Source organism: Bradyrhizobium sp. Ken01, from assembly GCF_055807355.1.
Genome location: NZ_JBVVPC010000007.1, coordinates 17,797 through 29,762, shown reverse-complemented (window position 1 = coordinate 29,762; position 11,966 = coordinate 17,797). Strand labels below are relative to the sequence as shown.

Annotated in this window: 14 protein-coding genes; 4 read left to right on the top strand and 10 right to left on the bottom strand. The window is 63.5% G+C overall.

Going from position 1 to position 11,966, the window contains the following annotated elements; genetic code table 11:
* Positions 1-35 precede the first annotated feature (35 nt).
* The 5 genes from AC0L3S_RS09725 to AC0L3S_RS09705 all read right to left on the bottom strand — a co-directional run bounded on the left by AC0L3S_RS09725 (position 36) and on the right by AC0L3S_RS09705 (position 4,742).
* A complete protein-coding gene (locus tag AC0L3S_RS09725; protein WP_473262791.1) occupies positions 36-1,142 on the bottom strand; it encodes an efflux RND transporter periplasmic adaptor subunit in 1,107 nt (368 codons plus the stop codon).
* A 221-nt stretch (positions 1,143-1,363) separates the two neighbouring features.
* Positions 1,364-2,695, bottom strand: coding sequence for an MFS transporter (locus AC0L3S_RS09720; RefSeq protein WP_473262790.1), 1,332 nt, complete (start codon positions 2,693-2,695; stop codon positions 1,364-1,366).
* 146 nt (positions 2,696-2,841) lie between these two features.
* Positions 2,842-4,005, bottom strand: a complete 1,164-nt coding sequence (locus AC0L3S_RS09715; protein ID WP_473262789.1) for a winged helix-turn-helix domain-containing protein — start codon at positions 4,003-4,005, stop codon at positions 2,842-2,844.
* A 116-nt stretch (positions 4,006-4,121) separates the two neighbouring features.
* Positions 4,122-4,376, bottom strand: coding sequence for a hypothetical protein (locus AC0L3S_RS09710; protein ID WP_473262788.1), 255 nt, complete (start codon positions 4,374-4,376; stop codon positions 4,122-4,124).
* Between the two features lie 120 nt (positions 4,377-4,496).
* Complete coding sequence (locus AC0L3S_RS09705; RefSeq protein WP_473262787.1) at positions 4,497-4,742, bottom strand: hypothetical protein; 246 nt, start codon at positions 4,740-4,742, stop codon at positions 4,497-4,499.
* 510 nt (positions 4,743-5,252) lie between these two features.
* Between AC0L3S_RS09705 and AC0L3S_RS09700 the strand changes: the two genes are divergently transcribed.
* Entirely contained in the window at positions 5,253-5,894 is a 642-nt protein-coding gene (locus AC0L3S_RS09700) for an OmpA family protein (RefSeq protein WP_473278906.1), read from the top strand.
* A gap of 57 nt (positions 5,895-5,951) precedes the next feature.
* Here AC0L3S_RS09700 and AC0L3S_RS09695 read toward each other — a convergent pair whose 3' ends face one another.
* Entirely contained in the window at positions 5,952-7,382 is a 1,431-nt protein-coding gene (locus AC0L3S_RS09695; RefSeq protein ID WP_473278905.1) for a phospholipid carrier-dependent glycosyltransferase, read from the bottom strand.
* A gap of 51 nt (positions 7,383-7,433) precedes the next feature.
* On the opposite strand from AC0L3S_RS09695, the gene AC0L3S_RS09690 reads away from it, so the two are divergent.
* Positions 7,434-8,135: a FecR family protein gene (locus AC0L3S_RS09690; RefSeq protein WP_473262784.1), complete on the top strand. Its 702-nt coding sequence runs from the start codon at positions 7,434-7,436 to the stop codon at positions 8,133-8,135.
* A 2-nt stretch (positions 8,136-8,137) separates the two neighbouring features.
* Complete coding sequence (locus tag AC0L3S_RS09685) at positions 8,138-9,277, top strand: hypothetical protein (RefSeq protein WP_473278904.1); 1,140 nt, start codon at positions 8,138-8,140, stop codon at positions 9,275-9,277.
* Between the two features lie 156 nt (positions 9,278-9,433).
* On the opposite strand, the gene AC0L3S_RS09680 is transcribed toward AC0L3S_RS09685, so the two are convergent.
* The 3 genes from AC0L3S_RS09680 to AC0L3S_RS09670 all read right to left on the bottom strand — a co-directional run bounded on the left by AC0L3S_RS09680 (position 9,434) and on the right by AC0L3S_RS09670 (position 11,037).
* Complete coding sequence (locus AC0L3S_RS09680; RefSeq protein WP_473278903.1) at positions 9,434-9,922, bottom strand: VOC family protein; 489 nt, start codon at positions 9,920-9,922, stop codon at positions 9,434-9,436.
* 42 nt (positions 9,923-9,964) lie between these two features.
* Positions 9,965-10,393, bottom strand: coding sequence for a VOC family protein (locus AC0L3S_RS09675; protein WP_473278902.1), 429 nt, complete (start codon positions 10,391-10,393; stop codon positions 9,965-9,967).
* A 131-nt stretch (positions 10,394-10,524) separates the two neighbouring features.
* Entirely contained in the window at positions 10,525-11,037 is a 513-nt protein-coding gene (locus tag AC0L3S_RS09670; protein ID WP_473262780.1) for a cupin domain-containing protein, read from the bottom strand.
* Between the two features lie 128 nt (positions 11,038-11,165).
* Between AC0L3S_RS09670 and AC0L3S_RS09665 the strand changes: the two genes are divergently transcribed.
* Positions 11,166-11,384 carry a CsbD family protein gene (locus AC0L3S_RS09665; protein WP_007606928.1) on the top strand — a complete coding sequence of 73 codons (219 nt, stop codon included), beginning with the start codon at positions 11,166-11,168 and terminating at the stop codon, positions 11,382-11,384.
* A 67-nt stretch (positions 11,385-11,451) separates the two neighbouring features.
* Here AC0L3S_RS09665 and AC0L3S_RS09660 read toward each other — a convergent pair whose 3' ends face one another.
* Positions 11,452-11,916 (bottom strand): FKBP-type peptidyl-prolyl cis-trans isomerase, encoded by a 465-nt coding sequence (locus AC0L3S_RS09660; RefSeq protein WP_473278901.1) that lies wholly within the window; start codon positions 11,914-11,916, stop codon positions 11,452-11,454.
* Between the last annotated feature and the right edge of the window lie 50 nt (positions 11,917-11,966).

The window sequence follows — 11,966 nt, the reverse complement described above, 5'->3', positions numbered from 1 at the left end:
AACTCACCTCACACGACGTAACTCATAAACGAGACTTAGAAGGACAGTGACGACACGATCCGCACCCTCTGGGCCGGATCGAGCTTCTGCACACCGAGAGCGACGATCTTGGCGCCCTCTTCAACACCGCCGGTAATGACGACGTCGTTGCTCTCGTAGGACTTCACCACGACCGGCTTCAGCGTGACCGCGCCGTTGTCGTCGACGACGTAGAAGGACGGCTTGCCGCCTTCGTTGAACAGTGCCGACAGCGGCAGCCGCGCGACGCGCTCGGTGGCAGCGTCCGACAGCGTCAGCGTCGCGGTCATGCCGAGCGAAACCTTGTCGTCGGCCTCGGGCAGCGAAAATTTGGCGAGATAGGTGCGCGTGGCGGGATCCGCGGTGGGCGCGATCTCGCGCAGCCTGGCCGTATATTTTTTGCCCGGCTCCGACCAAAGAGTGACGCTGGCGGCGCCCGATTTGGCACGTCCGACCAGCGTCTCAGGGATCGCGACGACCGCTTCCTTTTCGGCAAAGCGGGCGACACGGATCGAGGTCTGGCCTGCGGCAACCACCTGGCCAGGCTCGATCAACGTTGCAGTGACGACGCCACGGGCGTCGGCGTTGAGCGTCGCGTAGGAAAGGGAATTGTTGGTCAGCTCGACCGAGCGCTCGGCCCGGTTCAGGCGGGCACGGGCCTCGTCGGCGGCGGCGCGGCTCGAATCCAGCTGCGCGTCGGTAGTCCAGCCCTTGGCCTTCAAATCCTTGGCGCGCTGCTCGGCGGCGGCGGCCTGGGCCAGCACGCCGGTCGCGGCGGTCTGCTCGGCGACGGCCTGCTCGGCCTGGAGCTTCAGATCGACCTCATCGAGGACCGCGAGCGGCTGGCCGATTTCGACGGTCTGGCCGACTTCGACCAGACGCTTGGCGACCTTGCCGGCGACCCGAAAGCCCAGATCGCTCTCGATCCGCGGCCTGATGGTGCCGACGAAGCTGCGCTCGGGCTTTTCGGCGTCATAGTGGGCGGTGGCGACCAGAACCGGCCGCGGCGGCTCGGCCTTTTCAGCGACGGTGTCATTGCATCCCGCGAGGGCGGCAGCCATCAACGCCAGCGAAACACCAGCCAAGAGCCTCGAATAGCTGGACAAAACGGATCGGACGAACATCGGAGGACACTCCCTCGGCTGCAATGAGAGGAATGTCGACTAATCACTGATGAAAGTCAATATTCGTCAGTCATCAGGAAAGCGTGATCGTTAAGAGGTGGTAACGTCCGCGATTGCCCTTGGCGGAAGTCTGGGCTGTTAGAAGAAAGCGTCGCGCCGCGGGCCCTCCGGAGGGCCAGGCGGAAATGGGCCCTGGCTTTCGCCAGGGCGATATTTCGAGGCTACCGCCCCTGCTCCGCGAACTCGTGCTTGCTGTCGTGGCCGCCGATGAAGACCAGGATGCCGGCGATCAGCGGCAGCACCGCGAGCACGAGCAGTCCGCTCGAGGTCTGGCCGGTGGCTTCCTTGACCCAGCCGATCAGATACGGTCCGCCGAAGCCGGCGAGATTGCCGATCGAGTTGATCAGGGCGATGGCGCCGGCCGCCGCCGTGCCGGAGAGCCACGCGGTCGGCAGGGTCCAGAACACGCCGAAGCAGCAGAACACGCCGATCGCGGCGACCGTCAGCACGATCATCGTCAGGGTGGGGTCCGTGAGATAGCTGGAGACGCCGAGCGCGACGGCAGTGAGCAGCAACGGCGCGCCGACATGCATCACGCGCTCGCGCGTCGCATCGGAATGCCTCGCCCACAGGATCATCGCGATGGTGCCGAACAGATACGGGATGGCGGTGACGAAACCGGTCTGGGCGTTGGTGAGGCCGAACGCCTTGACGATCTGCGGCAGCCAGAACTGCATGCCATACAGCGCGCCGACGAAGCCGAAATAGACCAGGCTCAGCATGATCACCTTCGGTGAGGACAGCGCCTCACTGAGCGACAAATGCTTCACCGCCTGCTTGGCAGCGATCTCGGCATCGAGCTTGGTCTTGAGCCAGGCCTTCTGCTCGGCGGAGAGCCAATCCGCCTTCTCCGGCCTGTCGGTGAGATAGAACCAGGTGACGATGCCGAGCAGCACGGAGGGAATGCCCTCGATGATGAACAGCCACTGCCAGCCCTTCAGGCCCATGGCGCCGTCGAGCCCGAGCAGCAGGCCCGAGACCGGGGCGCCGATCACAGTGGAGACCGGAACGGCGATGGCGAAGGCCGCAAGGAAGCGGGCGCGATATTCGGCCGGATACCAATAAGTGAGATAGAGGATGATCCCGGGGAAGAAGCCGGCTTCGGCGACGCCGAGCAGGAACCGCAGCACGTAGAAGCTCGTGACGCCGCTCGTGAGCGCCATCAGCGCCGAGATGATACCCCAGGTCACCATGATCCGGGCGATCCAGCGGCTGGCGCCGAACTTCTCCAGCGCAAGATTGCTCGGCACCTCGAAGATGAAATAGCCGATGAAGAAGATGCCGGCGCCCCAGGAGAAGATCAGCGGCGTGAATTTCAGCTCGGCATTCATGGTCAGCGCAGCGAAACCGAGATTGACGCGGTCGAGATAGGAGAAGAAGTAGGCGAGCACCAGGAACGGGATCAGGCGCCAGGAGATGGCGCGGATCGTCGAGGTCTCGATTTCCGACTTGGCTGCGCCGGTCGAACCGGCATAGGTCGTGGTCTGGCTCATGGCTTCCCCCGGGGTTGTTGCTTTTATGGGCTGATCCGGGGTTTTGAGCATCACCGCAAAAGAGTCAATGGAGCAAGCAATGCGAGGGGCGCAGCCCGTCACCACGTTGCGCTACGACAGAGCTCGGTCATCCGCGCAGCGCACAACTACTCCGCCAATTGAAACTTCTCAAAACGATCGAGCTCCTCCTCGATCTTCCGTTTGAATTCCTTGCGCCCTGCGGTCTTCTTCCCCTCGCCGACCCAGGTCCATTTCTGCATCAGCAGCTTCTTTGCCTGCCGGTCGGTCTTCAGATCGAGCGCGGCGACGATCTCGTCGCCGACCAGTACGGGCAGCACGAAATAGCCGAGCTTGCGCTTGGCCTTCGGCACATAGGCCTCGAACAGATGGTTGTAGCCGAAGATAACATTGGTGCGCTTGCGCTGGATAATCAGCGGATCGAACGGCGACAGGATATGGACGAGGTCCGGCGGCGCACGCTCGCCTGGCTCGAGCGCAGCCGGCGACGCCCAGTGCTCCTGCTTGCCGGCACCTTCGATGGCGACAGGCACGAGCTCGCCACGGCGCACGCGCGAGGCGATCAGCGCAGCCACCCCCGTTTTGCGCGGCGCGTCGAGATGGCAGACCGAATCGAGGCTCACAACACCTTGCGATCGCAGCGCACGATCGAGCAGATAGCCTGTAATGTCCTTTGCCGAGGCCGGCTTCGGCAGCTTTTCCCAGCCGAAATGGCGCGTCATCAGCTCATAGGTCTTGAGCATGCCCTGGCGCTCGCTGACGGTCACGGCCCCCGTATAGAAGGCGAGCTGCAATGCCCGCTTCGAGGGTTTTCGGCTTTGCCAGAGATGCTCCTTCTCGGTGAGCACGTCGTCCTCGATGTCGCGGATCGTCAGCGGGCCGGCGCGCACCAGCCGCATCACCTTGCGCATGTCGGCGGGTTTTACCGAGGCGAACCATTTGTGCCCCTCACGGCGGTGCTCGCGCATCGCCGGCAGGAAGAAGCGGAAGTCACCGGCCGGCACGTAAGAGAGCGCATGCGTCCAATACTCAAAGACGCTTCTATCTACGCTCTGGGCGTGGCGCAGGTCGGCGCGGCGGTAGGACGGGATCCGGCTAAACAGGATGTGGTGATGGCAGCGCTCGATCACGTTGATGGTGTCGATCTGCACATAGCCGAGATGGGCGACCGCGTCGGAGACGGCTTGCGCGCCGTCACCGAACGGCGCGCGCTCGTCCAGCCGCTGGGCATGAAGCCAGATTTGCCGGGCCTGTCTCGTGGTCAGTGGAATCGGTTTGGGGGCGCGGGACATTGCGGGAGGGAATGTAGCGGGATTCGCGCCGGGAGAAAGAAGCGGACTGGACGCAGCAAAAGAAAAAGCCGCGCTGCCATCTGCTGACAGCGCGGCCGCTTGGCGTGGCCGAGGCCCTATTTCATCATCATGGCCTTCTGCGCCTTCATGTAATGCATGCAGCCGCCCTTCATCTTGCCATTGCTCATGTCGGTGTTGGCCATGGCCATTTCCTTGTTGGCCGCGACCTTGGCCGGAGTATCGGCCGTGCCCATCATCATGGCTGTCGATTTCATCATGTTATCGCCGGTGCACGCCATCATGGCGGCGGATGCCGGTGAAAGGGAAAGGGTGAGCGCGACCAAAGCTGCGGCTGTGAGCAACATTTTCATCGAAAAGTCTCCTCCGTAAAAACGAAACCGGCGTCATGCCGGCCTTCGCAATACGTATTCTCCGGCGAAGACGTTTCGGGGAGAAGACAATTTTCTTGCTGCGCTGCGAAGGCGGAGGGCTCAGCGGCCAGCTTTCGGGGCTTTGGACCGGTCGCCAACGCTGCCTGTTGCGACATCGGGTTCGCACGAGGCCTTGCCGCGCTCCTCCGCCTGGCACCGATAGACACTGCCGGTGAGACGATCGACCAGCCACATGTTCTCGTCGGTCGGCGCTTGAAACCCGACATAGCGGGAGGTCAGCCCCGTGATCAGTGTCGACAGCAGGATCGCCACCGCGATCATCGCCGCGCCGATGTAAATGGGCATGGAGCTCAGGGACACGGTCCGATCCGGCGGGCCACTGCGATAGAACTGATAATCACTCGGCCTCGGCACTGGGTGGAACTCGGCTCCCTTCGTTCGCGCTTGTCGGAGGCTGTGCCCTGCTAGGCGCCCATCTGGCCGAAAAATTGTTCACAGACAGGCCATCACGCGACGGCTTTGCGACAATCGGTCAGCACAGGTTTCCTGAGTGAACCGGGCCCCGGCCCCCGAGCGGCCCCTGGGCGCGGCGGTCCTCAGTGATGCGGATCACGCCAGGATTGCGACGGCTCGAACGTTCGTCGGCAGGCGTGCGACCACTCTCTTCACGCGTCAGCATCCGTCCTTGGAGCGGACCGCGGGACGGCCCTCCATGAACCCGAAACCGCTTGAAATTCGCTGCATGGCCCCGGAGGAACCCGTTTCCACCGTGACCAAGATCACACCAGGGGTTTTGAACCTGCCCTATGCTTGCAGCATCAAATAGCCATCAGGCGTCACAATGAGGATACGACAATGACTAGTTTCAATAAGTCTTTTGCACTGAAGGCGATGACCCTCTCGGCACTTCTGTCGATGACAGCCGGCCTGGCCATGGCCGGCGACGGCAATGTCTCTACCAACCAGATCCTGGATGCATTGAAGCCGAAGTCGACGACCCGCGGCCTGTCCGCAGGTCCGCAGGTCGATCCGGCGGTGCAGGCCAAGGAATCGACGTTCCTGAACACCGTGCGCAACCGCTCGACGCGGTCGCTGTCGACGGGCGAGCGCGAGCAGATTGCCGAGCTCGCCGCGACCAAGCCGAAGATCGATCTGGAGATCCAGTTCGACTACAACTCGGCCGACATCGCCAAGACGTCAGTGCCGTCGGTGCAGGCGCTCGGCAAGGCGCTGTCCGATCCCTCGCTGAAGGGCTCGACCTTCGTGGTCGCCGGCCACACCGATGCGGTCGGCACCGAGGGATACAATCAGGGGCTCTCCGAGCGGCGTGCTGACACCATCAAGAAATATTTGGTGCAGAACTACGGCCTCACCGGCACCGATCTCGTCACCGTCGGCTACGGCAAGACCAAGCTGAAGGACGCCGCCAACGGCGCCGACCCGATCAACCGCCGCGTCCAGGTCGTGAACATGGACACCAAGACAGCGTCGAAATAATTCACAGGTCATCGCCCATAAAGGCGCCGCCTGCCGCTCCCCCGGCAGGCGGCGATGTCATATCCAGGCTTGGAAGAGCATCAGCCGGTTGAAGGTCTGCATCGACGTGCCGACGAAGGCCGCCGAGATCGGCAGCATGGCGGCAAAGCCTGCTGCCGCGACCGCGACATAGGCCCACAACAGCCAGCGTGGCAGACCGTCCCGGCGCAGCACGTAGACCAGTGCAAGCGACGCCACGGTCGCGGCCGGCAGATAGTAATAGATGAAGGCCAGCGTGCGCGGCAGCAACGCCCAGGAGAGCCAGGATCCGAAATAGAAGGCCACGATCAGGAACGCATCCCGGCGACGCGCGACGACGAAGTCGCGCAGCACGACGGCGAGCGCGAGCAGCGCCGGCCACAGCACCAGGGGGTTACCGAGGAAGACGATCGCGGAGACATTGTCGTCCGCGCCCTTGTCGAACAGGAACCACACCGGGCGCGCGAGCAGCGGCCATGACGGCCACGCGCTCATATAAGTGTGGCCGGCGATGGCGGTGGTGGTGTTGTCGGCGAAGATCCGGCGTTGCGCCTCGACCAGATCCGGCAGCGACACGCCGTAGAGCGGGACGAAGGCCGCAAGATATGTCGCCACGGGCAGGACGATGAAGCAGAGCACGACGTGATGTAGTCTGAAGTCGGGCCAGAGATCGGGCCGGTACCAATCCCCCGGCTTCGCGTCGGCAAACATAGTGTGCCAGCCCTGCATCAGGCGGATCACCGCGACGATGACGATGCAGATTGCGAGCGGAAACAGGCCGCTCCATTTGCAGGCCGCAGCACAGCCGAACAGGCTGCCGGCAGCCGCGAACAACGCATGAGGACGATCCTTTCGAAAACCGTGCATGAAGGCGGCAATCGCGAGCAGGCCGAAGCCGAGCGCAAAAATGTCGAGCATCGCGACGCGCGCCTGCACGTACAGCATCTGATTGCAGCCGGCGATCAGCGCAGCGGCGATCGCAGGCCCTTGCGCGGCGAACAGTGCGAGGCCGCACAGATAGATCGCGACGATAGCGAGGGCGCCAAACAACGCCGCGGGATAGCGCCAGCCCAGCGCGGTGTCGCCGAAGACCGCGATCGATAGCGCGATCAGCTCTTTCGCCAATGGCGGATGCATCGGATTGAGCATCGGCTGCGACATCGATGGTGCCAGCATCTGTCGCGCCGCCGGCACGTAGTGCACCTCGTCGAAGACAAACTTTTCCGGCGTCGTCAGGCCGATCAGCAGTGCGAGATGCGCGACCAGGAAAATCGCGACAGCAATCACTGCGCTCCGCGACACCTTCGGAACCGCGGGCAAGTCGAGCGGCATTTGGGGGGATGTTTTGCGTGGCAATTTTGCGTCACCGCGGAGAATAGTAGGGATCGCGGTTTTCATTGAACGCATTCTGCCGCAACTGTCACTAAGCATAACGCAGGTCGCGCGCCGCTTGTGATAATTCCGCCACATCGCAAGCGCGCATGATCCGGTACGATCAGGGACACATCGATCGGTTGCGAAATGAATTTGCGTTTCTGGCTTTTCTTCACGCTGTTGTCGGCCGGCTTGTGCGCGACCCCTTGCGCCCAGGCGCAGACGCGCGTCGGTGAAGCCGTCTTGATTCAGAATGAAGTCGTTCGCGTGGCCGCGAACACGACGCCGATCAGCGTCGGCGACAGCATGCTGCGCGACGAGACCGTGCGCACCGGCGCCGGCAGCGCGGCGCGCTTCGTGATGGCCGACAGCACCAATCTGTCGCTCGGTCCGAGCGCGACGCTCAAGCTCGACCGCACCGTCTTCAACGACGAGCACAGCTATCGCGACGTCGCAATCCGCATGACGACCGGCGCATTCCGTTTCGTCACCGGACATTCCGAGAAGACCGCCTACAAGATCACGACCCCGCTCGCGACCATCGGCGTGCGCGGCACCACACTCGATATCCTGTCCCAGCGCGGCCGCTCGGTCGTCGTGCTGCAGGACGGCGCCGCCAGTGTCTGCACGACAAGCCAACAGTGCGTGCAGCTCACCCAGCCCGGCGACACTGCAATCATCACCTCGACCGGGGGCAAGGTCTCCATCAGTAAGACCAATACGCCGCCCTGGACTTTTGCCGCGACCTGCGCCGCGAGCGCGGGATTGTGCGCGGTCAACCAATATGCGGACGCGTCGCCGACCATCACGCCCGCCGTTCATGACGACGGCATGCTGTGCGGACGCTGAAGATGGCGATATCCACCACCATCAGGCGCTTCATGCTCGGGAGCGTGCTGACCGCCGTGGCCGCGGTTGCGCTGATCGCGGTCGATACCCGTCTGGCGGCAGCCGCCACGGCGACGCCCACACCGGCGCCGAGCTATTTCCCCTCGCCGACGCCGACCTACAGCCCCTCGCCCTCGCCCAGCCCCACCCCGTCATCGTCGCCGAGCCCTTATCCGTCATCGTCGCCGAGCCCGACGCCGACACCGACCGGCGCGGATTCCAGCGGCGGCTCGATCGGCGGCCTTGCCAACCAGCGCTTCAACCAGATGATCACCAACCGGGTGCTCGGCACGGTGCTGCTCGGCGTCAACGAGCAGGTCAATTGCAGCAACTGCGTCAGCGCGTTCGGCTCGGCCGGCTCGTTCTCGGCGGGCATCCACGGCCGCAAGGAGCTGACCAACAATCTGTCGCTGCTCGCCGGCATCGCCTACACGCAATACAGCGAGGGCGGCTACAACATCACCAGCGCACCGATCGGCGCCTTCGCGCTGCGTTATGACTTCACCGACTGGGGCTCGTCGCGCCCGTTCTTCGACGTCGGCACGATCCTGACGCCGTGGGAGAAGGCGCGCTACACCCGCAGCTACAACACCAGCCTCGGCCCGGTGAGCGTTACGAGTTCGACCAACGCTTCGAACTACGCCGTCTACGGCCGCGCCGGCTGGATAAGTCGCGTGTCGCCCCGCGACGAGGTCGCCGCCTCGATCGAGGTCTGGCAGCTGTGGCAGCGCGTCGCGGGCTACACCGACAGCGCAGTGGCGTTCAATCCGTTCGACGCCAGCATCGCGACCGGTACCGACCGCACCAGCCTGGTCAAGATCGGCGGCCAGTGGACGCATCTCTATGGCAGCAATATCGAGGCCAACATCAATGGCGGCTGGGTGCAGTCATTCGCTGCCCACAGCGGCATCGTCGCCACCGTGACCGGCGACGGCGTGGTGGTGCCGACCATGGGCAACCAGGGCTGGTTCGAATATGGCGGCCGGCTCGGCTTCCGCGTACAGAAGGGCTGGATCGTGGACCTGTTCGCCAACGGCACGCTCGGCCCGCAGCCGGTGGGTAACACCATCCATGGCGGCGTGGGGCTGCGGATCAATTATTAGCGGCGGGCTTTCGCCTCAAATTCCACTGTCATGCCCCGGCTCGACCGGGGCATCCAGGACGCCGCGGTCTATCGATTGACCAACGGCCGTCTCGGCGTACCGGATCGCCCGGTCAAGCCGGGCGATGACAGTGAGTATGCGGCAAGGGCACGCCCTTTACGCCGCCGACTTGCCCTCGAACGCGCGGCGCAAGGTTTCCACGTCCAGCTTGACCATCTTCATCATGGCCTGCATCGCGCGTGCGGCAGCCGCCTTGTCGGGGCTCGAAAGGAACTCGAACATCACCTTCGGCACGACTTGCCAAGCCACGCCCCAGCGATCCCTGAGCCAGCCGCACTGCTCTTCCTTGCCGCCATGGGCCAGGAACGCATTCCAGACGCTATCGACCTGGGCCTGATCGTCGCAATGGATCATCAGCGAGATCGCGTGGGTGTATTCCATTTTCATGCCGCCGTTGAGCGCGACCAAAGGCTGTCCCGCCACTGAGAACTCGACGACGAGCACGGAGCCTTCCTTGCCGGACGGGCCATCTGAAACGTTGCGCTGAACGTGCGTGATCTCCGAATTCGGAACGAGCGAGACGTAGAACTTCGCGGCTTCCTCGGCATCGCCGTTGAACCACATGCAGGGCACGAGCTTGGACATCTTGAATGCTCCTCTTCAGTTTCTTGCTGTTGTGGGCTTGGATCAGGCGTTCGCCATGTCGGACTGCGCCGCGAAGGCCGCCATGTCCATCCAGTTCACGCCCCACATGTGGCCGTCCGGATCCTCGAAGCTGCGGCCGTACATGAAACTGTATTCGTCCTTCGGGCTGGGATCGGCCACCCCGCCTGCAGCCGCGGCCCTGCTGACGATATCGTCGACCTCGGTCCGGCTGTCGGCGGACAGGCAGAACAGCGCCTGGTTTGAGGTCTTTGCATCCGAGATCGGCTTCGGCGTGAACTGACGGAATTTCTCGTGGGTCGTCAGCATCGCGTAAATGGTCTCGGAAAAGACCATGCAGCTCGCCGTTTCGTCGCTGAATTGCGGGTTCCTGGTCGCACCGACCGCCTCGTAAAAGGCAGTGGCGCGCTTGAGGTCGGTCACGGGCAGATTGAGGAAAATCATCCTGGGCATCGGAGCTCCTTGGGCGGGGTTCTGCCCAAGGACGGACGGCCAGGCGGCGATCCGACACGGCTTCCGGATCTTTTTTTGACCCTTGCCTGCGAGGTTCTGTCGCACAGAACCCGCTGGCTTTCAGGCGCTCCTCACTTCTTCTCGTTCGGATCGCGGTGAATGGGATCGACCCACAGCACGGTCTCAGGCTTCTCGATCGGCTCGATGTCGAGGTTGACCGCGACCGCCTCGCCGTCGCTGCGCACCAGGACGCATTCCAGCACCTCGTCCGCGCTGGCGTTGATCTCCTGATGCGGCACATAGGGCGGGACGAAAATGAAGTCGCCGGGGCCGGCTTCCGCGGTGAATTGCAGGCTCTCGCCCCAGCGCATCCGCGCCTTGCCCTTCACCACGTAGATGACGCTTTCGAGATGGCCGTGGTGGTGCGCGCCGGTCTTGGCGTCGGGCTTGATGCTGACCGTGCCCGCCCACAATTTCTGCGCACCGACGCGCGCGAAATTGATCGCGGCCGCGCGGTCCATGCCCGCCGTCGAAGGCACGTTGGTATCGAGCTGGTTGCCGGGAATGACGCGCACGCCGTCATGTTTCCAGCGATCGTCGTGATCGTGGTCATGGTGGGAATGCGAATGGTCATGGCCGGTCATGAGACTTGCTTTCTGTTGGTTCCGTGTGCGGCAAACTAACCCAAAGCCGCGACATCGAGCCATAACAAAATCGGAACCCTCATAGCCGTCGAACGTTGTCCTAGCGAGCAAAACGCGAGGAGAGTTTCATGGGTAGCACGACCGACAAGATCAAGGGCACCGCAAACGAGGCAATGGGCAAGGCCAAGCAGGGCGTCGGTGAAGCCACCGGGTCCGAGCGCCTGAAGGGTGAAGGTGCAGTCCAGGAAGTGAAGGGCAAGGGCCAGCAGGCCATGGGCGACGCCAAGGACGCCGCGAAGGATGCGGTCGATCGCGCAGCCGCTGCGGCCAAGCGCGCGACGGAATAAGACGAGATAACACGTCGCACTGAAAGCGAAAAGACCGGCCGAGAGGCCGGTCTTTTTGTTTGCGGGCTTACTTCACCCCGAGCAATTCCACGTCGAACATCAGCGTCGCGTTCGGCGGGATCACGCCGCCTGCGCCGCGGGCGCCATAGCCGAGCTGCGGTGGAATGATCAGCGTACGCTTGCCGCCGACCTTCATGGAGGCAACACCCTCGTCCCAGCCGGCGATGACGCGGCCCTTGCCGATCGGGAATTCGAACGGCTCGTTGCGGTCGACCGATGAGTCGAATTTCTTGCCCTTCTGGCCGTTCTCGTAGAGCCAACCGGTGTAGTGCATCACGCAGATCTGGCCGGGCTTGGGCGAAGCGCCGGTGCCGGCGACGCTGTCGGTGATCTGCAAACCTGAAGCTGTGGTCATGGTCTTCCCTGCGGTCTGGGCCGAGGCCGTGGTGGAAACAAAATCGGACACGCCGGCGATCACGGTGATCGCGAGTGCCGACATGATGGCGAGGAGCACGCGCTGTGAACGCTGCATAAGAGACCTTCCGTTTGAGGCGCAAGGTGTCTAGCGCAACGCCGACGCCG

Excerpts from the sequence above, each read along its gene's own strand:
- AC0L3S_RS09725 (WP_473262791.1), bottom strand. The coding sequence starts at position 1,142 with ATGTTCGTCCGATCCGTTTTGTCCAGCTATTCGAGGCTCTTGGCTGGT.
- AC0L3S_RS09720 (WP_473262790.1), bottom strand. The coding sequence starts at position 2,695 with ATGAGCCAGACCACGACCTATGCCGGTTCGACCGGCGCAGCCAAGTCG.
- AC0L3S_RS09715 (WP_473262789.1), bottom strand. The coding sequence starts at position 4,005 with ATGTCCCGCGCCCCCAAACCGATTCCACTGACCACGAGACAGGCCCGG.
- AC0L3S_RS09710 (WP_473262788.1), bottom strand. The coding sequence starts at position 4,376 with ATGAAAATGTTGCTCACAGCCGCAGCTTTGGTCGCGCTCACCCTTTCC.
- AC0L3S_RS09705 (WP_473262787.1), bottom strand. The coding sequence starts at position 4,742 with ATGCCCATTTACATCGGCGCGGCGATGATCGCGGTGGCGATCCTGCTG.
- AC0L3S_RS09700 (WP_473278906.1), top strand. The coding sequence starts at position 5,253 with ATGACTAGTTTCAATAAGTCTTTTGCACTGAAGGCGATGACCCTCTCG.
- AC0L3S_RS09695 (WP_473278905.1), bottom strand. The coding sequence starts at position 7,382 with ATGTGGCGGAATTATCACAAGCGGCGCGCGACCTGCGTTATGCTTAGT.
- AC0L3S_RS09690 (WP_473262784.1), top strand. The coding sequence starts at position 7,434 with ATGAATTTGCGTTTCTGGCTTTTCTTCACGCTGTTGTCGGCCGGCTTG.
- AC0L3S_RS09685 (WP_473278904.1), top strand. The coding sequence starts at position 8,138 with ATGGCGATATCCACCACCATCAGGCGCTTCATGCTCGGGAGCGTGCTG.
- AC0L3S_RS09680 (WP_473278903.1), bottom strand. The coding sequence starts at position 9,922 with ATGTCCAAGCTCGTGCCCTGCATGTGGTTCAACGGCGATGCCGAGGAA.
- AC0L3S_RS09675 (WP_473278902.1), bottom strand. The coding sequence starts at position 10,393 with ATGCCCAGGATGATTTTCCTCAATCTGCCCGTGACCGACCTCAAGCGC.
- AC0L3S_RS09670 (WP_473262780.1), bottom strand. The coding sequence starts at position 11,037 with ATGACCGGCCATGACCATTCGCATTCCCACCATGACCACGATCACGAC.
- AC0L3S_RS09665 (WP_007606928.1), top strand. The coding sequence starts at position 11,166 with ATGGGTAGCACGACCGACAAGATCAAGGGCACCGCAAACGAGGCAATG.
- AC0L3S_RS09660 (WP_473278901.1), bottom strand. The coding sequence starts at position 11,916 with ATGCAGCGTTCACAGCGCGTGCTCCTCGCCATCATGTCGGCACTCGCG.